The following is a 24,929-nucleotide window of genomic DNA, read 5'->3' on the forward strand; positions in this document are numbered from 1 at the left end:
TTGCGCTGTGCCGATGAACAACCACGCTTTCAAGGACTTTCTTTCAAGGAGATGGCCGCATGTTCGAGCTGGATCATGACCTGGCGCAGGATATCGTCAATCGCACCATGGCGATCCTGCCCTATAACGTCAACGTCATGGACAGCCAGGGCCTGATCCTCGGCAGCGGCGAACCCGAGCGCATCAACACCCGCCACGAAGGCGCACAATTGGTGCTGGCCAACGGTCGCGTGGTCGAGATCGACGGGCAGACCGCCAAGCACCTCAAGGGCGTGCAGCCGGGCATCAACCTGCCGCTGATGCACGATCAGCGCCTGATTGGCGTACTGGGCATCACCGGCGAGCCCGAGCTGTTGCGCACCTATGCCGAATTGGTGCGCATGACCGCCGAAATGCTCGTCAGCCATCGTCATCAGCAAGCCGAGCAGCAATGGCGACGCCAGCGTTGCGATGATCTGTTGGCGTTGCTCCTCGCCGACAGCGGCGACTCACCACGCCTGGTCGACGAAGCCCAGCAATTGGGCCTCAAGCCGCAGCTGGCACGCACGCCGTACCTGTTCGAACTGGGGGCGGGCCAATCGGCGGAGGCCTTGAACACCTGGCTGACCTCGCGCTACCCGGACAGTTGGTGCGTGAGCTCGGCGCAATTCTCGCTGCTGTGGTGCCGACCGGCGGCGCAGCAGGTGGACAATCCACGGTTGCTGGAAAAGCTCCAGGGCCTGGGCTGGAACATCCTGCGGGTGGCCGTCGGCGGCCAGGCGGATGGCCTGGCCGGATTGCGCCGTTGCTATCGTCGCGTCGGCGATTTGCTGGCCTACGGTCGCGATGTACTGCCGCACTCGCGGCTGTTGACCCTCAACCGCTACCGCCTGCCCGTGATGCTCTGGCGTCATCGCAACGACGATGCCCTGGACGAACTGCTCAACCCCTTGCGCAAGGTGCTGGCCAAGGACAGCAACGGCCAACTCCTGGCCACGCTGCGCAGTTGGTGCGAACACGACGGGCAAAGCCAGGCCTGTGCCGACGCCCTCGGCATTCACCGCAACAGTCTGCGTTATCGTATGGAGCGCATCGCCGAACTCAGCGGCGTCGACCCGTTGACCCTGGATGGCATGCTGGCGCTATACCTCGGCGTGCAGCTGCTGCCCCAGGCTTTGTCGGAATGAACAACAAACCTTACCCGTACTTGTGCATCGGACCGGCGTCAGCGGCGGTGCCAACTGGCAGCATGGGCGTGATAAAAACCGGAGAAAGCCCATGAAAATCATCATCGCCCCCGACTCGTTCAAGGACAGCCTGAGTGCCGAGGGCGTCGCCCAGGCCATTGCCGCAGGGTTGGCGCAAGTCTGGCCGGACGCACACGTGATCCAGTGCCCGATGGCGGACGGTGGTGAAGGCACGGTGGACGCGGTGCTCGCCGCCTGTAACGGCCAATTGCGCCGCCAGGCGGTACGTGGCCCGCTGGGCGGTACGGTTGAAGCACGTTGGGGCTGGTTGGCCGACAGCCACACCGCGATCATCGAAATGGCCGAAGCCAGCGGCCTGCAATTGGTAGCGCCAGGCCAGCGCGATGCGTGCACCAGCAGCACCTACGGCACCGGCGAGCTGATTCGCGCGGCCCTGGACCTGGGTGCCCGGCGCATCATTCTGGCAATTGGCGGCAGCGCCACCAACGACGCCGGCGCGGGGGCGATGCAAGCCCTGGGTGTGCAACTGTTCGACGCTGCGGAACAGGCCTTGCCACCCGGAGGCCTGGCCTTGTCACGGCTGGCACGTATCAACCTGGAAAAACTCGACCCGCGCCTGGCCCAGGTACGCTTTGAAATCGCCGCCGATGTGAACAACCCGCTGTGCGGCCCCCACGGCGCCTCGGCGATATTCGGCCCGCAAAAAGGCGCCAACCCCGAGCAGGTGCAACAACTGGACGCCGCCCTCGGCCACTTCGCCGATCACTGCGCTAACGTCCTGCCCAAGGACGTGCGCGACGAGCCCGGCAGCGGCGCCGCCGGCGGCCTGGGTTTTGCCGCCAAGGCGTTCCTCGGCGCGCAGTTCCGCGCGGGCGTGGAAGTCGTCGCCGAGCTGGTAGGCCTTGACGACGCCGTACGCGGCGCCGACCTGGTCATCACCGGCGAAGGCCGCTTCGACGCCCAGACCCTGCGCGGCAAAACCCCCTTCGGCGTGGCCCGCATCGCCCGGCAACACGGCGTCCCGGTGATCGTCATCGCCGGCACCCTGGGCGACGGCTACGAGCAGATGTATGCCCATGGCGTGGAGGCGGCGTTTGCCTTGCCAAGCGGCCCGATGAGCCTGGAGCAGGCCTGCAGTGAGGCACCGCGTTTGCTGCGCGAGCGCGCAGCGGATATTGCGCGGGTGTGGCGTGTGGCTGCGCAGGGCTGATAGAGGCAGCCCTTGGCGTCGTGACAGATCTGTCGATAATTACTATGATCCGTGCTTACTTTGAAGACTGGCTGACCTGGCCGGGCACGTTGGAAGCCGATCATGCAGATCAAGCGTTTTACTCTCGTCAATTTTCGCGGCATCGAGCACATGGAACTCGACTTCGAGGGTAAGAAGACTGTCGCTTTGGTGGGCGTCAATGGGGTGGGCAAGTCTTCGATTCTGGATGCGTTGGCGATTACGCTTTCGAATTTGACGGCACGTATGGTTGGTCAACCTTCTAAATCAAGAACGATCTCGAAAGACGACATCAAAGTTGGGGCCGAATACACACGCTTGCACGTCGAGACAAAGCTGTTTGAAAACTACGATGTAGATTGGGCAATTGCCCTGAATCGAAAAGCCGGCAAACATCCACGTGAGCGCAGCAGTGATTTGTTTCGGTTGAATGACGCTGCTGATGGCGTTGAATATGGCATCAATCAGCGCGAGTTTGAGGGTGGCGGACCAATAGAATTGCCTTTGGCCGTTTACTATGACGTTCATCGAGCGGTGCTAGACGTACCCTTACGCGTCCGCGAACGTCTGGAGAATGCTATTGCTGAAGGTTATGACGACGCGCTAGGGCATGGCGGCGCCGACTTCAAACGGTTCTTTATCTGGTTCCGCAATCAAGAAGACTTGGAGAATGAAAACAGCCGGGATACCCCGGGCTATCGAGACCCTGCGCTTTCCGTTGTTCGCCGGGCAATTGAAACCTTTACTGGATTCAAGGATGTCCGGATTCGCCGCAAGCCAGCATTGAGAATGACCGTCCTAAAAGGCAACCTTGAATTCAACGTGTTGCAGCTTTCGGATGGAGAGAAATGTCTCTTGGCATTGGTCGGAGACCTTGCCCGCCGACTTACATTGCTTAATTGTGAAGTACTTGACCCTTTAGAGGGAAAGGGTGTTGTCCTTATCGACGAACTGGACCTTCACCTTCACCCGGGTTGGCAACGCACCGTCGTCGCCAACCTGGAAAAAACCTTTCCCAACTGCCAATTCATTATCACCACTCACTCTCCGCAAATATTGGGTGAACTTCCTGCTGAGGCGGTGATGCTGCTCAAGGAAGGCAAGTATATCGGTCATCCGGAGCGCTCACTGGGCCTCCGAAGTGGTGAGGTCATAGAGGAACTGATGGGGGAATTGGCCCAAAACCAAAACGTCAGCCAGCAACTCAGAACAATCTACCGTGACCTCGACGACGACAATCTTGAATCCGCCCAGGCTAAACTCGCGAAATTGCGCGAACAGGTCGGCAAAATCCCTGATGTCCTTGAAGCCCAAGCCAGTATTGACTCTCTGAGGTCGCTAGAAGAGGGCGGCGCGTGAGGTCTATCAAAAAAGGCGCCGAGCCACGGGCGCTGATTGAATGGAAAAGAGAAAACCGCAATACGCCGCATAACCTTTACTACGGCAAGGGAAGCAGCTTTCCGAGCGAGTCCGTTCGCCAGGCGCTCTTGAAGGAGCAGTTCCATTTATGCGCCTACACCTTGCGGCGGTTGCCCACTGCGACCGAATGCCAGGCAAAGGGACAGGGCACACAATTCAGCTGCCACATTGAGCATGTCCTTGCACAAACGCATCACGAGGCTGACAGCATCGCCTACGACAATTTGGTGGCGTGTTACCCCTCCAGCCAAACCAAGATGGCTTGTGGTTATGGTGCCGTGGAAAAAGCCGACTACGACGTGGCCCGAAAGCCCTTCGTTTCTCCGTTGTCAGCCAATGTCGAGCGCCAGTTTCGATATTCCAGTGATGGCTACGTAGAAGGTCTGACGCCTGACGCTGTTGCCACCGTCGAGGTCCTTAAACTCAACCATCCAACGCTGGTAAACGATAGGGCCGCCGTTATCAGAGGCCGATTGCGACCACGCGGCACTCCGATCACTGCCGCTGCTGCCCGGCGCCTGGCAGACGAAGTCGACTCACCCGATGCCCAGCATTGCCTCCCCGAATACTGCCAGGCACTCAAGCAACAGGCCGAACGTCACGCACAACGTCTCGAAAAGTACGCAGCCCGTGTTCGCGGCCAAGCCAGGCCCTGAGTACTACCGTCTTAAATAGTGAACATGGGACAATCCGCGTCATTTTTCGACACGGAGAGTCCCCATGCTGCGCCCCGTACTCCTGGCCCTGCTGCTGACCGGCAGCGCCACCCAGGCCTTCGCTCAACCGCCCGCTGAAACCGTACCGCTGCTGCGGGAAATCAAGAACTGGGTCACCGGGTGCGACAACCTGCGCAATTGCCATGCCCTCAGCGCGCCCAGTGGCGTCGATGAAGAAGACTACAGCTCCCTGACCTTGCATATCTGGCATCAGGCCGGTCCCGAAGGGTATCTGCGCCTGCGCTTCGACCACCGTGGCGAAGCGCTGGACCTGTCGACCTTGCTGTTGGACGGTCAGCCGCTGGGCCTGGAGCTGACCCGGGATCTGCATGTGGAACTGGACGATCAGGGCGGCGATCCCGAGGTGCAGTCTTACGGCGTGATCGAGGACGCTGCGGCGCGTCGCTGGTTGCAGCGTTTGCGCAATGGTCAGCGCCTGCAATTGCCGGGCGACGAACAGGCCCATGTGTCGCTGAGCGGCCTGAGCGCTTCGCTGCTGTTGATGGATGCGGTGCAGGGGCGGGTGGATAACGTGACGGCCCTGGCACGCCCCGGAAAAGCGCCGGCCCGTGAGGTGCCGCCACGTTTGCCGACGCCGGTGCTGCGCAAGTTCCCTGCGCCGCCGACGTTGACCGCGCAGGAACAGGCCGGGCTGGTGGCCGCTGCAGTGCAGGCCGTGACCTCGGAGGAGGGTGAGCCCGAGGCAAAGGCCGGGGCGCTGACGGCGCAACAGGCAATGACGGTGGTGCGTTACGACTGCGCGGCCTACAACTGTGAGTTCGACGTGGTCAGCCGCCAGCGTCAGGCGCCCTATGCGCAAACGCCCCTGGAGATTGAGCCCTTGCCGTTGGACGGCGCTGCGCTGCAAGGCTCGGTGGGCTATGACGAAGCCTCTGGCACCTTGAGTTATTTCTACAAGCAGCGCGGCATCGGTGACTGTGGCGGCGGTGGCGTCTGGGTGTTTGACGGCAAGGCGTTCCAGCTCAGTGAGTTTCACAGAATGCCACGCTGCACCGGTGTCGGTTACGGCGACTGGCCGTCGTTATGGACGACCGTGCCGGCGCCCTAGCCAGGGAGCAGGCATGGCCTCTACACTGGCTGGCCACGTGTCTTTCAAAGGATGAAACACCATGCACGCACCTGAACCCCATATCGTGATCCAGCGCTTTACCGAGGCCCACCTTGAAGGTGTGGCGGCGCTCTATAACGAACCGGCCGTGTGCCGGCAGGTGCTGCAGATGCCGTTCCAGTCGGTGGATGTCTGGCGCAAACGCCTGGTCACCGACAACGAGCGGCGCCTGCAACTGGTGGCGGTGCACGGCGGCGAGGTGATCGGCCAACTGGGCCTGGAACAGTACCTGCGCGTACGCCAGGCCCATGTCGGTTCGTTCGGCATGGGCGTGGCGACGGCCTGGCAGGGCAAGGGCGTAGGCTCGCGGCTGTTGACGGCCGCGCTGGACGTGGCCGACAACTGGATGAACCTGCACCGGGTGGAGCTCACGGTGTACGCCGACAACGAAGCCGCGCATCACCTGTACCGCAAGTTCGGCTTCGAGGTCGAAGGGCGCTTGCGTGACTACGCCCTGCGCGATGGGGTGTTTGTCGACACCCTGAGCATGGCGCGCCTGCGCCAGTCGGCTTAACCCTCCAGCGCAAACGCCACCGCAGCCTGCGCATGCAGCTCGGTGGTGTCCAGCAGCGGCAGGTCGCTGTGTTCGGGCTTGACCAGCAGGCTGATTTCCGTGCAGCCGAGGATGACCGCCTGGGCACCCCGTGCGGCCAGGGACTCGATGACCCGCAGGTAAACCTGGCGTGACGCATCGCTGATCACGCCGACGCACAATTCCTCATAGATAATCCGGTGCACGGCGCGGCGCTCCTCCGCGTGAGGCACCAGCACGGTGAGGCCCTGGGCGGCCAGGCGCGACGTGAGAAAATCCTGCTCCATGGTGAACGCGGTGCCGAGCAAGCCGACGGTCAGGGTGCCGGCTGCCACCGCCGCCGCAGCGGCCGCATCGGCGATATGCAGGAACGGAATCGACACCGCCGCCTCGATACGCGGCGCCACCAAATGCATGGTGTTGGTACACAGCACCACACACTCGGCGCCGCCGGCCTGCAAACGGCGCGCGGCGTCTTCCAGGATCAGCGCGGTGTCATCCCAGCGCCCGGCGTGCTGGGCCTGTTCCACCGGGCCGAAGTCCACGCTGTACATCAACACCTGGGCCGAGCGCAGCGGGCCGAGCTGGTCGCGCACGCGCTGGTTGATGATGCGGTAGTACTCGGCGCTGGACTCCCAGCTCATGCCGCCGATAAGGCCGATGGTGCGCATGCGATGCTCCTGACAGGGAAAGTCGCTTCACCTTACCCATCGGCCGCTGAATAGTCATACGCAGTTACCCGCCAAATGACCGGAGCAGTTTCACATGTCCAGGTTGACCCATCCCGGCCGGGGTTGCTCCGCGGCAATGGCGTGGATGGGTTTACCCGTGGCCTGCTCCACGCGCCGCGCCACCTCCGGGTCGTCGGCGAACGGCAACATGCTGGCTTCGTCCAGGCTCGTCTCGGTCTGCCCGTGCAGGCAATACTCCACCGCAGCGTACAGGCACACCACGATCAGCACGCTCCACATATCAGGCGATCCGCGCATCGAGCCGGGCCACGTTCAAGTCTGCGACCCGCACCGTGCGCCACGTGTTGTAGGCCATCAGCAACATGCCCGTGAGGAAAAACACGCCGCCGGCAAACCGCACCACAAACCCCGGATGGCTGGCCTGCAAGGCTTCGACAAACGAGTAGGTGAGGGTGCCGTCGTCGTTCACCGCTCGCCACATCAGGCCTTGGGTAATGCCGTTGACCCACATCGAGGCGATGTACAGCACCGTGCCGATGGTCGCCAGCCAGAAGTGCAGGTTGATCAGCGCCACGCTGTGCATCTGCTCGCGGCCGAAGACCTTGGGGATCATGTGGTACAGCGAGCCAAAGGTGATCATCGCCACCCAGCCCAGGGCGCCGGCGTGTACGTGGCCGATGGTCCAGTCGGTGTAGTGGGAGAGGGCGTTGACGGTCTTGATCGCCATCATCGGGCCTTCGAAGGTCGACATGCCATAGAACGCCAGGGACAGCACCAGGAAACGCAGGATCGGGTCGGTGCGCAACTGATGCCAGGCCCCCGACAAGGTCATCATGCCGTTGATCATGCCGCCCCAGCTCGGGGCCAGCAGGATCAGCGACATCGCCATGCCCAGTGACTGCGCCCAATCGGGCAAGGCGGTGTAGTGCAAATGGTGCGGGCCGGCCCAGATGTACAGGGTGATCAGCGCCCAGAAGTGCACGATGGACAGGCGATAGGAGTACACCGGCCGGCCCACCTGCTTGGGCACGAAGTAATACATCATCCCCAGGAAACCGGTGGTCAGGAAAAAGCCCACGGCGTTATGCCCGTACCACCACTGCACCATGGCATCGGTCGCGCCGGAATACACCGGGTAGGACTTGAACCAATCCACCGGGATCGCCAGGTGATTGACCACGTGCAACATGGCGATCACCAGGATAAACGCGCCGAAAAACCAGTTGCCCACGTAGATATGTTGGGTCTTGCGCCTTACCACCGTGGTGAAGAACACAATGGCGTAGGCCACCCACACCACGGTCATCCACACCGCGCCGGAAAACTCGATCTCGGCGTATTCCTTGGTGGTGGTGTAGCCCAGGGGCAGGCTGACCAGCATGATCACGATCACCGACTGCCAGCCCCAGAAGGTAAACGCAGCCAGGCGGTCGGAAAACAGGCGCACCTGGCAGGTCCTTTGCACCGCATAGTAACTGGCGGCAAATTGCGCACTGCCGGCGAAGCCAAAGATCACCAGGCTGGTGTGCAAAGGCCGCAACCGGCCGAACGTGGTCCAGGGCAGGTCCAGGTTCATCTGCGGCCAGACCAGTTGCGAGGCGATCCACACGCCCATGGCCATGCCCACCACGCCCCACACAAGGGTGGCGATCACGAATTGGCGGACGACTTTATAGTTATAGGCCTGCCCGGTTGTTGCTGTGCTCATGCTCAGTCCTCCCACGGTTCCAAGTGGCGGGCACTGTAGGAAACGCGGGAAAAACAAAACAGGCTCAGAAAAAGCTCATTACAGCGGATCAGTCGACAGGCACGCCCACAGGCCTGTCAGCGTTAATCGTACGGTGAGTGGCCGCATCTGCCATGATCCGGCATCGCAACCTGGCACACCCAAGGAAATCCGCAATGGACGATGTACAGCAACTGGGCGAGATGCTTCGTCATTACGCCGATAGCGAAGCGCACAAGAAGCAACAGTTCGATGTGCAGTCGGCGCGCTGGACGCACAAGCTCGACGAGCTGTTCGGGCAGATCGAGCAATGGCTGGAGCCGGTCAAGACTGTCGGCCTGCTGGAGGTGCACCGTGAAGCCTATGTCGCCAGCGGGCCGGGCGTGCCGGTGGAGACCTCGACCTTCAAGACCGAAAAGCTGCTGGTGCAGATCACCGGCAAGACCGTGGAGTTCGTGCCTGAAGTCATGGGCGTGGGCGGCGTGATCTCGCTCTCGGTGATGGGCTTGACCGCTGCCCGCCACGGCAGCGTGTCGCTGGTGCTGCCGGCCGACAAAAACGACTGGCTGTGGAAGAAAACCAATGGCCTCAAAGACCCGGACACCTTTGGCTTCGACGCCAATTTCCTGGCCTCGCAGTTGCAGAGTCTGATTCCGCGCGAACGCGGCTGAGGGGCTCCCGCTTCGCGCAACGTCGATGGGGGACGCCGGTGTGTCAAACACTGGGTGGAAATACGCATTTTTTGCCCAGGATTGGCTATACCTACAGCTCCATGTTTCGATGATGATCGCCAGGGAGTTCAATGATGAAACTAAGGCTAATGATCAGTACGCTGTGCGTGGCCTCCATCGCAATGGCCGGCTGCGCCAGCAAGGTCACCCAACCGGACGAGTATTCAGGCTTTCTGTCCGACTACAGCCAACTCAAGGAAGCCAAGTCGCCTTCGGGGGTCGAGGTGATGCGCTGGGTAGACCCCCAACTCGACCTGAGCCGCTATACCGCGGTGTATATCGAACCGACGCAGTTCTACCCCAAGCCCCAGGCCACCACGAAAATCCCCGAAAGCACCCTCAATGGTATCAACACCTACTTCAACCAGGCGCTCAAGCGTGAGCTGGGCAAATCACTGCCCCTGGCCAACGGGCCCGGTCCCGGTGTGATGGTGGTACGTGCGGCGATCACCGCCGTCAGCAGCAAGACCGAAGGCCTCAAACCCTATGAATTCGTGCCGGTGGCCCTGGTGGCGGCAGCGGTGAGTACCGGCACCGGCATCCGCGACCAGGAAACCACCCTGGGCACCGAGGCGCAGTTCCTCGACGGCGCCAACGGCAAGGTGCTCGCCCAAGTGGTGCGCAAGGGCACGGGCAAGCCGCTGTCCAACGACTCGCAGGTGATGAAGGCCGATGACGTGAAAGGCGTGATCGATGGCTGGGCGTCGGACCTGCATCAGTCGTATGTGAAGCTGAAAAAACACTAGGGACTAGAACGCATTCCTGGCGGGTTTGTTGTAGTAGCTGAGCAGGGCGTCGTAGCGACGGGTGATGAGGTAGTAGTCATCACTCAGTTGCTGCGGCGAGGCGTGTTCCCGCCAGTCCCGATGCAGGGTACGCAACGCCTGGAGGTACGCGTCGGCTGACGAGCGGGTGGCATACCAGAGGTGAGTAGCCTCATCCTCCCGTTTGCTGCGTGGCATTTTAACCAGGAAGGCCTTGCTGGCATCGCTGGCCTGTTGCAGCGTCTCGGTCAAACTGAGCAGTTGCTGGGGCGTCAGGCTGGCGTCGCGTACACCCTGGTCAATCTGGTTCATCGCCTGGCGAGCCGCGATCATATGGTTGAGCAGGTGCCAATGCAGGTCCCGGCCGAAGCGCGATTCGATTCGCGCCAGTTGTACTGGACGCAGATGGATGTCTTCGTTTTCCAACTGGGTGCGTAACTCGGCGGATGCCCTCAGGTATTCTTCGCCCCGCTGAGCCAGTTTCCCTTCCAGACTCTTGTTCATGGCCTGCGCCACAAACTGGCGCATGTTCGACGGCATACCTTCGGTTTGTATCGGGTCAACCATGTCCGCCAGCGAGGTGAATTTATTCAGCTTGTCGGCATACACCGTGGCGAGAGTACCGAGGTGGCTTCCGGGCTGCTGGCGCTCTAGTTTGAGTGTGTACAGCTGCGAACAGACCGCCGCCTGGATAAGGCGTGGCTCGGGCTCGTCACGGTCGCCAAACTTATCCTGGGTGGGCGCTTCGGGCTGTGTCGAACGCATACGGTAGTACGCCAGGCGCGTATCGCGATCAATGCGGTTCACGCAGTCAATGATCGGCGCCAGTGCGCTGGCCGTCGCGGTGGTAGGGCTGTCCCGTTGGTCGAGCCATAATTGCACGCGTTGCAGCGGTTTGGTGGCGCCGGCCACACCGAGCAATCCCAGGCCCAATACCAGGCTGATGGGTAACAACCATTTCGGATTCATTGCGCGGCCTCCTGGCCATACCACTGTGCCTGGGTGGCGGGCGCCTGACAGTCGGGGGCGGTGCGAGGCATGCGGCTGCACAGGCGTTCGGGCCACTGTTGCAGGCCCTGGTTACGGGTCACGTGTTGCTGGTTGTCGAGCACCGTCAAGCCGGCGTACAGCACAATCCCACTGGTGACCAACAGCACCATGCCCAGGGCCGTCCAGCGTGGGTGGCGGGCGGTCCAGGGGGTGTGGCTGTTCATGAAGGGCCGCTTGATGACGCCGATAACCGCCAGGGTCGCGACCAGCGCCAGGCTGGCAAACGGGCCGAACGCGTAACCCAGCGCTGCGGCAAGGATCAGCCCTGGCAGCAGGTCCCGTATCGGCAGCAACGGCAGGTGAGTAGGGCTGAACCAGCGCGGCAGGCGCTCACTGAATCGTTCATCGAGCACGCGGTACTGATGAGCCAGCGGGCGCCAGACCTGCCAAGCCAATCCCGCGCCTATCACGGCGCTCAACGCCCACAGCAGGCCGTAGCCCAAGGTCGGCAGCACATTGCCGGCCAGGGGCTCGGCATTCACCAGCACGCCCACCAGGCAGCTCAACACCAGTGCGACAATCCAGGGCCAGGTGTCCATGGTCGTGTCCCAGCCTTGCCAGAAATACACGGTACCGCCGGGCATCGCTTCGGCTTCGGCCACATGGTCGGCGTAGATATCTGCGCTGAGTGCCTGGCAAGCTTTCCAGTCATGTTCATCGAAGCGTTGGGCGAAGGCACGGCGCTGCCCCAGGCTCATCGGTGCCAATAGCAGCCGGGCGGCACGTTGTTGCGGGCTGTTGGGCGCTTCGGTGGCCAGTGCCCGTTGACGTGCCATGAAGACCGGGCCTTGCTGGCGTTGCAACAGCCGCGCCCAATCCCCCGCCGGGCAGTCATGACCGGCGCCGCCATGCCAGTGCTGGCCGGCGCACACCGCGTCGAACACCGCGCTCGACCAGTAGTGACTCTGCGCAAGCAGGCGGGCCAGCCATTGGTTGAACCACTCGGCATGCGGGTGATTGTTCACCCAGGGATGCTCGGAGCGCGCGGCATAGGCAGCCAGGAACGCAGCCTCGTCCTTTTGCTCAAGGGCCTGGCGCAAGGGTTGCTGCAAGGCGCTGCGGTGCTTGCGCTCGAGTCTTTCGATCAGCTCGCCGGGCAACTCCAGGCGCTGCCAGGCCGTCAGCCAGTTGAAGGTTTCAAAGGCCCAGCGGGTGTCTTCGGGGTTGAGATGCCCCTCGATGTCGCGCAACAACAGCTGGATTTCAAAGTGCAGCGCATTGCCATGGGCCATGGCCGCCTGGTAGTGGTCGGCAAGGCTGTCGCCCCGGATGTCGATGATCACTTCGTCGACTTCCTGCAGGCTCTGGCTCCACGCCAGTGCGGCCTCATAGGCTTCGCGCAGGCGCTGGAAACCCTCGGGGTCATCATCCGGCCGGGTTTTCTTCAGCAGGGCGGCGTATTGGCGCTTGATCGCGCGGCTATCGGCATCCGGGGCCAGGCCGAGGACATTCCAGCAAGTCATGTGCAGTGCAACTCCGTAGGCAATCGCGCGCACATTACCTGTTTTACGGGTTGATAAACCAGCGGTAGTAGGGGGTAGGGCTCGCGGTAGGACTGGCCCGGTCCAGCCCTGCGGCGACCGGGCACGTGGTGTTACTTAAGCGGCGTCAACGGCGGCAGCTTCCACTGGCCGTTACCCACCTCAGGCGTGGGCAGGTAAATCCGCAGGATTGCGTAGAACGGACCGGGTGGGGCCGGCAACCAGTTGCTCTGCTCGGCTTTAGGCGGCTCGTGGTGCTGCAGGGCCAGGGTCAGGCCGCCATCGGCGTCGCGCTTGAGGCCGGACAGCATGTGCGAGTTGATCAGGTAGCGTTTCTTGTGGTTGGGCACCAGTTGCTTGGTCTTGGCGTCGTACATGGTCAGCGACCAGAACGCATCGGCCGGTGGCAACTGGTCCTTGGCGAAATGCACGGTGTAGCTGTGGCGTGCGCCGTTGGCAGGCTTGCCCTCGCTGTCGATGACGTAGCTCAGGTACGCGACCTCATCGCCGGAGTTACCGAAAACCCCCATGTCCGCACCGGCGTAGCGGTACAGGTAATTGTTGTTCAGGTGGTCGCGGCTGCCGTACAAATCGGCACTGGAGACCTGATGCGTGTCGACCTTGTCCTTTTTGAACGCGGCAAACTCGGCGCGGGCATCGGAGATACCGTCTTCCAGGGCCTTGCGCTGTTCAGCGGTCAACGCCTTGACCTTGAAGGGCGCGCCTGGGGCGATACCGATCTTGGCGAAGCGCGCCAGCAGGTCTTTCTCGCTGTCCTGGGGCGCGGCGAAGGCCAGCATGAAGTTCAGGTAGCGAAACAGTTGCGGGCCTTCGGTCATGGTCGCCATGGGCTTGGGCCACTCCACTTTCGGAGCCTTGGCCGGCGCGGCTTGCTTCACGTAGCTGCTCAGTGACTGCACTTTGTAGCCGTTCTGGATCTGCTTGACCTTGTTCAGGTCCTTCTCGTCGAACAACTGCGTACGGTAGAGGGCGTAGGCGATGTTGCTTTCGCTGTACACCACCCGGTCCACGTTGACCGGCTGCTGACCTTTCCAGTCAGGGCCGGCGATCATGTAGTGGCCGCCGTTGTTGCCGGTGCTGCGGGTGCCCAGGTAGGCGATGTTCTGCGTGTAGAGATCGATCAACTGCACCGAGTAATAACGGTTGTCTTCGATCCTGGGCAGTGTCAGGACCTGGGGCTCGCTGCGCAGGTCCAGCCAGACGAAGGAGTAGGGCGTGTCCAGGTTCGGGGTGGCGAAGGCGGTGTCCTTGGGAGTGACGATCTGGGCAGTGTTGCCGATGTGGTTGAACGGTGCCTTGAAGTTGGCACCGCCCTTGTCGACGGCCTGGGTGTAGAGCGTCTTGTACATCTCCACCACCGGGTAGCCATACAGGTAGGCTTCCTTGGCGATGGCCCGGGCTTCGCTGGGGGTGGCGGTAAAGTCGGCCCAGGCGCCGGTACTCATGAGTATCGAGAGGCTCGCCAACAGCAGGCGCGTCGGTTTTCCAATCATGTTGTCGCGTCCTTCCAAAGTGCGTTTGACTGACGGGGAATAAAGGCGATGAGTTTCCTGTTTTATTTCCCGAACGTCACGTTAATCCCTGCGAATTATGCGAACTCATCAATGCCGATCCGTACGGCGGCTTGAACCTGTGGGTAAAGACGCACAAATAGCCGCCTCGATGGGCGGCATTGTGTAAAAGAGGGGGGGGGTCAGGCGGCAGGCAGCATCGATTTGACTTTGTCGCGCAATTGATCGATGGAGAACGGCTTGGCGATCACCTGCATGCCGGCGGGCACATCGATGTTCTCGGCATAGCCGCTGGCAAACAGGATCGGCAGGCTGGGGCGCAACGCTCGCACCTTGGCTGCCAATTGCTTGCCGTCCATGTCCGGCAGGCCGACGTCGGTCATCATCAGGTCGATGTGCTGCGCGGCATTTTCGACAATTTTCAAGGCTTCTTCAGCGTCTGCAGCTTCAAGCACCAGGAACTCCAACTCTTCGAGCACATCAACGATCAACATGCGCACGATGGCATCGTCTTCGACGACAAGGAGGGTGGAGGGGGCTGCGGACATAATGAGGGTTCCCGAAAAAATGGAGGTGCAGGTCTTTAGCGGTTGAAAGACCATTCTCTAATGAGTCGCGTCAATCTCGGCAAGTTCCGTTGGCGCGGGCATTGTGACGGGAATGGAGGAAAATGTCGCGTTAACCACGAGGGGCCGCGAGCTGTCAGTGGCACCCTCCTGCGCGCCGTTCAACGCCTTGCTTTTTCAGAAGCCCCAGCCCTGCCGGGGGCCGGGGCAATCCCATGCATCAAGACGGCAAGGGCGTGGACACCATCATTGAAACCGCAAAACTGTCGATCTTGTCTGTGACGATGTCATTGGGCTGGAACGCGCTCACGTGGAATTCCTTTTTGCCCGCCGGCGAAACCTTAGGTTTCAAGGTGCTGCTGATACTGCCGCTGTTGAGGATTTTTTCGACGCCTTCGCGCATGGACTCTACGTTGTCAAACCTGACCATCCCGCTATTGGGTTCGAAGAAAAACCACTCTTTTTGGCCATCCTTGACTCTGATGCCTGCCAGCATGGCGTGATCTTCCGTGCTGATCCTCAGGTATTTTGACGTCGTGGACTTGCTCAGATCGTCAATGATGGACTGAGGATTGAACAGTGAAGGGGTGGCGTTTATATGGAAGGTGTCTTTTGTGTTTACGGCGTAATGCAGTGTTTTTAAATCCTGATTGAATTTGTCATGCAGCGAAGAGGGAGATTTAGTCGTGGAGGCCTTGCGAAGGTTGTCGAGGAATGTTGTTTCGTCTCCTCGGTGCAAGGCGAGCGCCATAGCATTCGATAGCCCTGCGCAATCTCCGTTGGAGGTCAAATCAACACGGCCGAGGTAGTCCGTCTGGGCAAAGCGATTGATGGAGACGCCGGGAAGATTCTCGACGTCGCGGGTAAGCAACGCAGTGAAATACTCGCCCTCTTCAATTCTTTTGGCCTTCAACTCCCTGGCCAGAATCCCCATTTCTTCAGGGGTCCTACCAGGTTTTGCCGCCAATGCCATCAACGCCTCGAAACTGCGCTGTCCAGCGTAATCCGGCAGATCATCCAATGCGCCGTTTCGATAACCCAGGTTGAATTTTGGAAGTGTGTTGGAGGTTCTCGCGCCGGCGATATTCGTTCCGACACTCGCCAGGCATTTATCTGCGACTCTACCGAACAGATTGCCGCGCAGGGGGGAGAAATCCTCGATTGGCGGGCCATAGGGCAGGTTCCGGACAGGGTCATAACTGAACCACTGATCGTTTTTCAACACGGCAAAGCCTTCGACACTTTGCTCTCCGACCTTATAAGACCCTATCAGCGTCGGGCCATGTTCCTTGTTTGCGGCCTTCAACAGGTCATAGCTTCCGGACGCGCCACGCACCTTGTTGATCAGTAACTGCCCGGAATCGCCGAGAAATCGTGCGCCGCGCGTGGCCAGCTTGGCGGCTCCCGTCGCCGCGCTCCTCACTCCGCTCAACGGGTTGAGCGAGCTGATAAGGCTACTGCCGATGACGCGACCCGCCTGCAGTGCCTTCATGGCAGCGGACGCCGAGGATGAAGCCACCTTGGCGACCTTTGTGCCCGCACCGTAGCCCGCGGTCAGCAGCCCCAGCGCATCCAGGCCAAGGTCCATGAGCCCGGCTTCATAGTCACCGTCGCGGAAGTTGACAATGGCCGATCTCAAGGGAATCAAGTTGAGAGAAAACTGCCTCAGTCGCTCATCATTTTCTTTCTGCTGATCGAGTGTGGTGCTTCCATTGGCTTGCTGCCATTGGCTTTCGATATCAAGGTGCTCAAAAAAAGCGCCTGCCAGGTCGTGTGTTCGGGCAGAGGTGAAACTCGATGGGGGACGAGAAGGGTCCTCCGGCGGCTGTTCTTGCCCGAGCCGGTCCTGATGCCCAGGGGTGAACTTTTCGACTTTGGTCAATATATTCGCGTCGCGCCATTCACCCCGCGTAATGGCTGCCTCACTCTGTCGCTTGACGATGCGTTTGTTCCGGACATCGATCTCATAAACATTGACCTCGGTTTTTCCGTCAACCTGCCTTTCGGTTCTTACCAGCAATTCGTTGAGCTTGGATTGGAAAGCGGCCGGGTTTATGAAGCCCCTGCCAATCTTGTATTGGTTGTATTGAAATAATTCGATTTTACCGAACTCCAGGTTTTTCCGATCTTCCAGTGGCAGCTCGGAAATCATGTGTTTTACCTGGGTCTGAATGCCATCTTTGAGTGATTCGATTGCCGATTCGTATTGCCCCAGGAATGTCCCATTGACGTTGAGCCTGGGTTGCTGGTTGATCGCGTGGATAGGAAGGCCAGGGTCGTCGGTTCTCCAGTTGACGTTAATGCCCATCATGGCCATGTCCAGCATCGAGTGCTTGCCAGGCAGTTGCCTGGCCTCGTCATCGGAAACGGTTGAGAGACTTTTTGACTCAAAGTCGATGCCCTCGCCAAAGTGCTCCTTGAGCTTTTCCAGGGCGATGGCTTTTCTGCTTGGAGTCTCGGCCATCAATGATTGGGAGGCCTTGACTCTGGCGCTTAACTGCTCATTGAACGCGGTCCGGATGCTGTCCACTTCCTGAGGGGTGTAGGAGGCATCGTCCTTCTTTGCGACCAGTCCGTTGGACACGCCCCAATCCAGCAACAAGGGCGTGATGATGTGCTCCGCTGGATCATTCAGGGCTTGTGCGGCACTCATGACCTGGCCGTAGCTCATCCGGGATGCCGTCCCCGGGGCACTCGCCTCGACCTTGGCCACCGCCAGGCAGAAACTCACCCAGGCCTGGCTGCCGTTGACCAGCGGGCCGGGAATATCCCTGACCAGGAACTGGGGCGCTGTACGTGACAGCAACAGGTGAGTGGCCAGCTTGGCCGTGGCTGGCGTAGCCCGGCCTTTAGCCACCAGATGATCACTGAGCCCCTGGACGATGGCTGACGGTGGCAGGCCCCAATAGTTTTGATGGCCCAAGTCAAAGCCAGCGATTGAATTTCTCACAGGCAACACGACGGACTCACGATCGAGACCGATGTGAAGGGCGGCCAACAGGTAGTCGCTGATACTGGTGGGCGTGGCGATTCCATTCAGCCCGCCCTGGATTGTCTGCCCTATGGTCTGGGCCATGGGGGACTTGAGCAGGGTGTCCAGCGCCCTCGCGGGGTCTTGCAGTTCGACATCCGAAAGCGCGCTGGCCTTGATAAGCGCACCCAGCGCCCCTTTGGCCAGCTCTGCCCGAGCTAAGGAGGGCTCTGCCTGGATATTGCGGCGCAGGATGCCGGACTCGACGATGACCCGTATCTTGCGGCGTTGTTCCTGGGTCAGGGGAAGGGGCCAGGATAAGCCTCCGCCGAGATCACCCAGCGGCGGTTCCAAGGCGCGGGCGTTCGCGGCATCTGCCAGGTGAAGCAGGTCGGCTCGGGTTTCAGGGATAGGTAAATCATGGTGCTTGATAAAGCTTTCCAGGTTGACAGTGGAGTCGCTGCCCGGAGCGCCGGACGCGTGAAAGGCCGAGTGTGGATCAATGACTGTTTGAGTGGTTTTCAAATGTGACAACACGGCGGCTGGAGCCGCGTCCTCTCCCAGGCTCTTCGTCGCCTCGGTGAGCTGGTGCGCGAGGTTTTTCCAGTTCTGTGCGTTTGCCTGTGCGCGTGCTTGGGGTGAAAGAGGCTGCGATTCATCCGCGGAGCGTCGTGCAGATGTGGCGACGGGGTCGCTGTGGGTGGACAGGGTGTTACCAGGGGTGGCCTGCGACTGAGCAGGCGTCGATGCAATGGAGTGATCTATAACCGAGGGGCGTGGTTGGAAGCTCAATGAGGATGCCATCTTCATTACCTGTGGTTGTTGGTCCTCCCTGGACCTGCTTCAGACCTCCGTTGAGTGTCGGGAGCGCACCAAGGTGTTCCTCCGGCATTGGTTCCATAAATGTCGGGCGTCGGCGGTGGCAAGTTGGGCGTGTTCATGGGTTTAAACCTTAATCCGCGTCAGAAACGTAGCCCTCTACCGACACTTTGGGGCAAACTCCCGGTTTTTCCCTATTTGGCCAAGGCATGCCCATGACTCCCGCGTCGTCCGTCGATGAAAAGAGCTTTCGTACACTGCTCAGCCGAAACGTGGCATTGCCCCTGGGTGTGGGCGTGCTCAGCGCGGTGTTTTTCGTCTGTCTGATCACCTATTTGCTCTCGGTGATCCAGTGGGTGGAACACACGGACCGGGTCATCAACAACCTCAATGAGTCGTCCAAGCTGACCGTCGATCTTGAAACCGGCATGCGTGGTTTCCTGATCACCGGGGACGAGCACTTCCTCGACCCGTACGAAGTGGCCAAGCCGCGCATCATTGCCGACCTGCGTAACCTGCAGGAGCTGGTGGCGGACAACCCGCAACAGGTGGACCGTCTGAAACGCCTGGAAGCCCTGCAAGCCGAATGGAACAAATACGCCCAGTCGATGATCGACCTGCAGCGCCAAAGTGGTGACTATCGCAACGCCGTGAAGTCCGGCCGCGGCAAGCGCCTGACCGACGAAATCCGCAAGGAATACGAAGACGCGGTGGCGATGGAGCAGCAGTTCCGGATCACTCGCAATGAACAGGTCACGCGCACCACGGTGATCAGCGTCACCCTCTATCTGTTGTTCGTTCTCGGCCTGAGCGGGATCCTGGCGTATATCGGTAGAAAAAATTTACTTTCCCTGTCAGATAGTTACAGCGCAAACCTCGCGTCACAACAGAAGATTGCGCAGCGTCTGGAGCGGCAGGCCTGGCTGCGTAACGGCCAGACCGAACTGGCCGAACAAGTGCTCGGTCAACTCACCCTCAACATGCTCGGACGCAATATCCTGCAGTTCTTTGCCCAGTACATGGGCTCAGCGGTGGCGGCGCTGTATGTACGCGAAGAGCACGGCGGCCTCAAGCGTGTGGCCACCTATGGCTTCTCCCGCGAGCAGGAACAGCTGGAGCAGTCGATCTACAGCGATGAGGGCATCGTTGGGCAGGCCGCCCAGCTCGATCGCCTGATTCGCCTGGACGACGTGCCGGTGGACTACTTCAAGGTCAGCTCCGGCCTGGGCGAAGGCTCGACCCGCAGCGTGCTGGTGGTTCCGACCAGCGATGACGACCGCGTCAACGGTGTGATCGAACTGGGCTTTTTGCGCCCGCTGGAGGAGCGCGACGTCGAACTGCTGGAGCTGATCGCCGGCAATATCGGCACCTCCATCGAGGCCGCCCGTTATCGCCAACGCCTGCAGGAAGTGCTGGCCGAAACCCAGCAGCTCAACGAAGAACTGCAGGTACAGCAGGAAGAACTCAAGACCGCCAACGAAGAACTCGAAGAACAGTCGCGCATTCTCAAGGAGTCCCAGGCTCACCTGGAAACCCAGCAGGCCGAGCTGGAGCAGACCAACGAGCAACTGGCCGAACAGACCCAGACCCTGGCCGAGCAGCGCGACGCCATGGACCGCAAGAACGTCGAACTCAACCAGGCCCAGCTGGAGCTGGAAGATCGCGCCGATGAATTGCAGCGCTCCAGCAAGTACAAGTCCGAGTTCCTCGCCAATATGTCCCACGAACTGCGCACGCCGCTGAACAGTTCGTTGATCCTGGCCAAGTTGCTGGCGGAAAACCCCCAGGAAAACCTCAGCGCCGAACAGGTCAAGTTTGCCGAGTCGATCTATTCGGCGGGCAATGACCTGCTCAACCTGATCAACGACATCCTGGATATTTCCAAGGTGGAAGCCGGCAAGTTGGAAGTGCGCCCGGAAAACTCAAGCGTCACGCGCCTGGTCGATGGCCTGCGCGGGATGTTCGAACCGTTGGCCGCCGACCGTAAGCTGGGCTTCCAGGTGCAGGTGCAGGCCGATGCACCGATCATGCTGTTCACCGACCGCCAGCGCCTGGAGCAGATCCTCAAGAACCTGCTCTCCAACGCGATCAAGTTCACCGAGCAAGGCGAGGTCAGCCTGTCGGTGTCCCGCGCGCCGGGGGAAGGCATCGCCTTTACCGTGCGCGATTCGGGCATCGGGATTGCCCCGGACCAGCAGGAAAGCATCTTCGAGGCGTTCCGCCAGGCCGATGGCACCACCAACCGCCGTTACGGCGGCACGGGCCTGGGCCTGTCGATTTCCCGCGACCTGGCCGCGTTGCTTGGCGGCTATATCAGCGTGACCAGCGAACCCGGCAAAGGCAGCACCTTTACCCTGGTGCTGCCGGAGCAGTATGTCGAACGCGAGGAAGATGCCGCGCCGATCGAGCAACCGCGCCAGGTGGTGACAGCGCCCGCACCCACGCCCATCGCAATTTCGCCGCTGCCGGTGGCCGACACCAGGCAGATCCCGCGCTTTGCCGATGACCGCGACAAGGCGCCGTTCACCACCCGCTGCATCCTGGTGGTGGAGGACGAACCGAACTTTGCCCGCATCCTGTTCGACCTGGCCCATGAGTTGGGTTACCAGTGCCTGGTGGCCCACGGTGCGGACGAGGGCTACAGCCTGGCCGAGGAGTACATTCCCGATGCAATCCTGCTGGACATGCGCCTGCCGGACCATTCCGGGCTCACCGTGCTGCAACGCCTCAAGGAGCACGCCAACACGCGCCATATCCCGGTGCACGTGATTTCCGTGGAAGACCGTGTCGAAGCTGCCATGCATATGGGCGCCATCGGCTATGCGGTAAAACCGACGACGCGCGAAGAGCTCAAGGACGTGTTTGCGCGCCTTGAGGCCAAGCTGACCCAGAAGGTCAAGCGCGTACTGCTGGTGGAGGACGATGACCTGCAGCGCGACAGCATTGCCCGCCTGATCGGCGACGATGACATCGAAATCACCGATGTCGGCTACGCCCAGGCCGCCCTGGAGCTGCTGCGCACCAACGTCTATGACTGCATGATCATCGACCTCAAGCTGCCGGACATGCTGGGCAACGAGTTGCTCAAGCGCATGGCCACCGAAGATATCTGCTCGTTCCCGCCGGTGATCGTCTACACCGGGCGCAACCTGACCCGCGATGAAGAGGCCGAACTGCGCAAGTATTCGCGCTCGATCATCATCAAGGGCGCCCGTTCGCCAGAGCGCCTGCTCGATGAAGTCACACTCTTTCTGCACAAAGTCGAATCCCAGCTGTCCCATGACCGCCAGAAGATGCTCAAGACCGCCCGCAGCCGCGACAAGGTATTCGAGGGGCGCAAGATTCTGTTGGTGGACGACGATGTGCGTAACATCTTCGCCCTGACCAGCGCCCTGGAGCATAAAGGTGCCGTGGTGGTGATCGGGCGTAACGGCCGCGAAGCTATCGAGAGACTCAATGAAGTCGACGATATCGACCTGGTGCTGATGGACGTGATGATGCCGGAGATGGACGGCTACGAGGCCACCGCCTTGATCCGCCAGGACCCGCGCTGGAAGAAACTGCCGATCATCGCGGTGACGGCCAAGGCCATGAAAGACGACCAGGAGCGCTGCCTCGCGGCGGGTTCCAACGATTACCTGGCCAAGCCGATCGACCTGGATCGCCTGTTCTCGCTGATTCGCGTGTGGCTACCGAAGATGGAACGCATTTAAGTGGAGCAACGTTTTTTGGAGAAGAGCAGCGATATTGAGCTGCGCCTGTTGATCGAGGCGATTTACCTCAAGTACAGCTACGACTTTCGCGACTACTCCGGCGCGTCGGTCAAACGCCGCGTGGCCCATGCCTTGCGCCAGTTCGACTGCGCTACGATTTCTGCGCTGCAGGAGCGGGTGTTGCATGACCCGGCAGCGTTCATGCAGTTGCTGCAGTTCCTGACGATCCCGGTGAGCGAGATGTTTCGCGACCCGTCGCACTTCCTGGCCATTCGCCAGGAAGTGGTGCCGCTGCTCAAGACTTACCCGTCGATCAAGGTCTGGATTGCCGGCTGCAGCACAGGGGAGGAGGTGTACTCCATGGCCATCCTGCTGCGTGAGGAAGGGCTGCTGGAACGCACGATCATCTATGCCACCGACATCAACCCCGCGTCCCTGGATAAAGCCAAGCAAGGCATCTTCTCCCTGGAGAACGTGCGGGCCTACACCGCCAATTATCAGCAGGCCGGGGGGCAGCGATCATTTGCCGACTACTACACGGCGGCTTACGATTACGCGATCTTCGACAAATCGTTGCGTGAGAATGTGACCTTCGCCGACCACAGCCTGGCGACCGACAGTGTATTCTCAGAAACTCAATTAATTTCATGTCGTAACGTGTTGATCTACTTCAATAAAAAATTGCAGGATCGAGCGTTTGGATTGTTTCATGAGTCGCTGTGCCATCGCGGCTTTCTGGTGCTGGGCAGCAAGGAAACCCTGGAGTTTTCGGGGTACAGCAAGCAATTCGAACCCTTGGTCAAGCAGGAACGGATCTACCGCAAATCATGAACGACGTTGCCGCCAACCCGATTCGCGGGATTGAAGCCATCGTCGTCGGCGCCTCCGCCGGCGGCGTCGAGGCGTTGCTGAGTATTTTCAGCGAACTGCCCGACACCTTCGGCCTGCCGATCATTGCCGTATTGCACCTGCCGGATGAGCGCCGCAGCCAACTGGCGGAAGTCTTTGCGCGACGCCTGCCGATTCCGGTAAGGGAAGGGCAGGACAAGGAAGCGATCCAGGCGGGCACGTTGTATTTCGCCGGGCCCGGTTATCACCTTTCGGTCGAGCATGACCGCAGCCTGTCCCTCAGCCAGGAAGAGCGGGTACACCATTCCCGGCCGGCGATCGACTACCTGTTTGCCTCCGCCGCCGATGCCTATGGCAAGGGCCTGCTGGCGATTTTGTTGACGGGGGCCAATCAGGACGGCGCCCACGGGCTGGCCCATGTCAAGCACTCGGGCGGTACCACGGTGGTCCAGGACCCCAGCGAAGCACGGATTGCCGTGATGCCGCGGGCGGCCCTGGCCCTGCACACCCCTGACCATATTCTGACCCTGAGCCACATTGCCGCATTGCTGGCTTCCCTGGAATCCTCCCCATGTTAAGTACTGTCCAGGCCAAACTGCTGATCGTCGATGATCTGCCGGAAAACCTGCTGGCCCTCGAAGCGTTGATCAAGCGCGAGGACCGTCAGGTCTTCAAGGCTTTGAGCGCCGATGAAGCCTTGTCCCTGTTGCTGGAACACGAGTTCGCCATGGCGATTCTCGATGTGCAGATGCCCGGCATGAACGGGTTCGAGCTGGCCGAACTGATGCGCGGCACCGAGAAAACCAAGAACATCCCGATTGTGTTCGTCAGCGCCGCCGGCCGTGAACTCAACTATGCGTTCAAGGGCTATGAAAGTGGCGCCGTGGACTTCCTGCACAAGCCGCTGGATATCCACGCGGTCAAGAGCAAGGTCAATGTGTTTGTCGACCTGTACCGCCAGAGCAAGGCGATGAAGCAGCAAGTCGAAGCCCTGGAACGCAGCCGCCGCGAGCAGGAGCTGTTGCTCACGCGCCTGCAGGCCACCCAGGCCGAGCTGGAGCAGGCAGTGCGCATGCGCGACGACTTCATGTCGATCGTCGCCCACGAGGTGCGTACGCCCCTTAACGGCCTGATCCTCGAAACCCAGCTGCGCAAGATGCACCTGGCCCGGGATAACGCCGCCGCGTTCACTCTGGACAAGATGCACGCCATGGTCGACCGCGATGAGCGCCAGATCCAGAGCCTGATCCGCCTGATCGAAGACATGCTCGACGTCTCGCGTATCCGCACCGGCAAACTGTCGATACGCCCGGGGCGCTTCGACCTGGCGCAATTGGTGAGCAACCTGGTGGAGAATTTCGCACCGCAGGTAGCCGCCGCCGAATCGTCGATGCACCTGGCGGCCGAGGGGCCGGTGGTGGGCAATTGGGATGAGTTTCGTATCGAACAGGTGGTCACCAACCTGCTGACCAACGCCCTGCGCTACGGGGCCAAGAGCCCGGTGGAGGTGCGCGTGTATACCGAGCATGGCGAAGCCAGGGTAGAAGTGCGTGACCACGGGATCGGCATCAGCGAAGAGAACCAGAAGCGTATTTTCCAGCAGTTCGAACGGGTGTCAGCCAGCCAGGTTGCCGCGGGACTGGGCCTTGGGTTGTTTATTTCCGAACAGATCGTGGCCGCCCATGGCGGCACCATCGAGGTCGAGAGCCAGATAGGCCAGGGCGCCTTGTTCCGGGTGTGCCTGCCCCTTGAACCGTCGGCATGAAATCAATCGTCACCCCGACGCAACCTCTACGTGACCCCATGGTCGTAATTGCAGCAATT

The 24,929-nt window shown here is 60.8% G+C and carries 20 protein-coding genes; 12 read left to right on the forward strand and 8 right to left on the reverse strand.

Going from position 1 to position 24,929, the window contains the following annotated elements; translation table 11 throughout:
- Positions 1-59: 59 nt before the first annotated feature.
- The 6 genes from J1N02_RS29660 to J1N02_RS29685 all read left to right on the forward strand — a co-directional run bounded on the left by J1N02_RS29660 (position 60) and on the right by J1N02_RS29685 (position 6,193).
- Positions 60-1,166: a sugar diacid recognition domain-containing protein gene (locus J1N02_RS29660; protein ID WP_092357976.1), complete on the forward strand. Its 1,107-nt coding sequence runs from the start codon at positions 60-62 to the stop codon at positions 1,164-1,166.
- Between the two features lie 91 nt (positions 1,167-1,257).
- Positions 1,258-2,397 carry a glycerate kinase gene (locus J1N02_RS29665; protein ID WP_421148167.1) on the forward strand — a complete coding sequence of 380 codons (1,140 nt, stop codon included), beginning with the start codon at positions 1,258-1,260 and terminating at the stop codon, positions 2,395-2,397.
- A gap of 102 nt (positions 2,398-2,499) precedes the next feature.
- Entirely contained in the window at positions 2,500-3,774 is a 1,275-nt protein-coding gene (locus J1N02_RS29670) for an AAA family ATPase (RefSeq protein ID WP_092357980.1), read from the forward strand.
- Positions 3,771-4,490 (forward strand): hypothetical protein, encoded by a 720-nt coding sequence (locus J1N02_RS29675; RefSeq protein ID WP_092357982.1) that lies wholly within the window; start codon positions 3,771-3,773, stop codon positions 4,488-4,490. Before J1N02_RS29670 ends, J1N02_RS29675 begins: the two co-directional genes overlap by 4 nt.
- Positions 4,491-4,554: 64 nt before the next feature.
- On the forward strand, positions 4,555-5,619 hold the full coding sequence (locus J1N02_RS29680) for a DUF1176 domain-containing protein (protein WP_421148168.1): 1,065 nt from the start codon (positions 4,555-4,557) through the stop codon (positions 5,617-5,619).
- Positions 5,620-5,680: 61 nt separating this feature from the next.
- Positions 5,681-6,193: a GNAT family N-acetyltransferase gene (locus tag J1N02_RS29685; RefSeq protein ID WP_098479481.1), complete on the forward strand. Its 513-nt coding sequence runs from the start codon at positions 5,681-5,683 to the stop codon at positions 6,191-6,193.
- On the opposite strand, the gene J1N02_RS29690 is transcribed toward J1N02_RS29685, so the two are convergent.
- From J1N02_RS29690 to ccoN, 3 genes are all read right to left on the reverse strand, one after another.
- Positions 6,190-6,882 carry an aspartate/glutamate racemase family protein gene (locus J1N02_RS29690; RefSeq protein ID WP_421148169.1) on the reverse strand — a complete coding sequence of 231 codons (693 nt, stop codon included), beginning with the start codon at positions 6,880-6,882 and terminating at the stop codon, positions 6,190-6,192. The two genes, J1N02_RS29685 and J1N02_RS29690, sit on opposite strands and share 4 nt — an antisense overlap.
- Before the next feature lie 90 nt (positions 6,883-6,972).
- Positions 6,973-7,182 (reverse strand): cbb3-type cytochrome c oxidase subunit 3, encoded by a 210-nt coding sequence (locus J1N02_RS29695; RefSeq protein ID WP_421148170.1) that lies wholly within the window; start codon positions 7,180-7,182, stop codon positions 6,973-6,975.
- A 1-nt stretch (position 7,183) separates the two neighbouring features.
- The gene (gene ccoN / locus J1N02_RS29700; RefSeq protein ID WP_405125837.1) at positions 7,184-8,611 is read right to left on the reverse strand and encodes a cytochrome-c oxidase, cbb3-type subunit I; all 1,428 of its coding nucleotides are present in this window, start codon (positions 8,609-8,611) and stop codon (positions 7,184-7,186) included.
- Positions 8,612-8,805: 194 nt separating this feature from the next.
- Between ccoN and J1N02_RS29705 the strand changes: the two genes are divergently transcribed.
- Positions 8,806-9,300 (forward strand): hypothetical protein, encoded by a 495-nt coding sequence (locus J1N02_RS29705; RefSeq protein ID WP_027606562.1) that lies wholly within the window; start codon positions 8,806-8,808, stop codon positions 9,298-9,300.
- A 134-nt stretch (positions 9,301-9,434) separates the two neighbouring features.
- Positions 9,435-10,106, forward strand: coding sequence for a DUF3313 domain-containing protein (locus tag J1N02_RS29710; protein WP_027606561.1), 672 nt, complete (start codon positions 9,435-9,437; stop codon positions 10,104-10,106).
- 3 nt (positions 10,107-10,109) lie between these two features.
- On the opposite strand, the gene J1N02_RS29715 is transcribed toward J1N02_RS29710, so the two are convergent.
- The 5 genes from J1N02_RS29715 to J1N02_RS29735 form a co-directional block, all read right to left on the reverse strand.
- Positions 10,110-11,093, reverse strand: a complete 984-nt coding sequence (locus J1N02_RS29715; protein ID WP_421148171.1) for a DUF3829 domain-containing protein — start codon at positions 11,091-11,093, stop codon at positions 10,110-10,112.
- Complete coding sequence (locus J1N02_RS29720; RefSeq protein WP_146476333.1) at positions 11,090-12,637, reverse strand: J domain-containing protein; 1,548 nt, start codon at positions 12,635-12,637, stop codon at positions 11,090-11,092. The genes J1N02_RS29715 and J1N02_RS29720 overlap by 4 nt, the downstream gene beginning before the upstream one ends.
- Before the next feature lie 131 nt (positions 12,638-12,768).
- Entirely contained in the window at positions 12,769-14,169 is a 1,401-nt protein-coding gene (locus J1N02_RS29725; protein WP_027606558.1) for a DUF1254 domain-containing protein, read from the reverse strand.
- A gap of 200 nt (positions 14,170-14,369) precedes the next feature.
- Positions 14,370-14,735 (reverse strand): response regulator, encoded by a 366-nt coding sequence (locus tag J1N02_RS29730; RefSeq protein WP_092357991.1) that lies wholly within the window; start codon positions 14,733-14,735, stop codon positions 14,370-14,372.
- Between the two features lie 238 nt (positions 14,736-14,973).
- Positions 14,974-18,528, reverse strand: a complete 3,555-nt coding sequence (locus J1N02_RS29735; RefSeq protein WP_421148172.1) for a hypothetical protein — start codon at positions 18,526-18,528, stop codon at positions 14,974-14,976.
- 230 nt (positions 18,529-18,758) lie between these two features.
- On the opposite strand from J1N02_RS29735, the gene J1N02_RS29740 reads away from it, so the two are divergent.
- From J1N02_RS29740 to J1N02_RS29755, 4 genes are read left to right on the forward strand one after another with little or no spacing between them, the layout of a single operon-like run.
- Positions 18,759-22,256 carry a response regulator gene (locus J1N02_RS29740; protein ID WP_027605880.1) on the forward strand — a complete coding sequence of 1,166 codons (3,498 nt, stop codon included), beginning with the start codon at positions 18,759-18,761 and terminating at the stop codon, positions 22,254-22,256.
- A complete protein-coding gene (locus tag J1N02_RS29745; RefSeq protein ID WP_421148173.1) occupies positions 22,257-23,087 on the forward strand; it encodes a CheR family methyltransferase in 831 nt (276 codons plus the stop codon).
- A complete protein-coding gene (locus J1N02_RS29750) occupies positions 23,084-23,683 on the forward strand; it encodes a chemotaxis protein CheB (RefSeq protein ID WP_027605878.1) in 600 nt (199 codons plus the stop codon). Before J1N02_RS29745 ends, J1N02_RS29750 begins: the two co-directional genes overlap by 4 nt.
- The gene (locus J1N02_RS29755) at positions 23,677-24,870 is read left to right on the forward strand and encodes a hybrid sensor histidine kinase/response regulator (RefSeq protein WP_027605877.1); all 1,194 of its coding nucleotides are present in this window, start codon (positions 23,677-23,679) and stop codon (positions 24,868-24,870) included. Before J1N02_RS29750 ends, J1N02_RS29755 begins: the two co-directional genes overlap by 7 nt.
- Positions 24,871-24,929 lie beyond the last annotated feature (59 nt).

It is taken from the genome of Pseudomonas sp. NFX5, from assembly GCF_049132125.1.
Classification (GTDB): domain Bacteria; phylum Pseudomonadota; class Gammaproteobacteria; order Pseudomonadales; family Pseudomonadaceae; genus Aquipseudomonas; species Aquipseudomonas marginalis.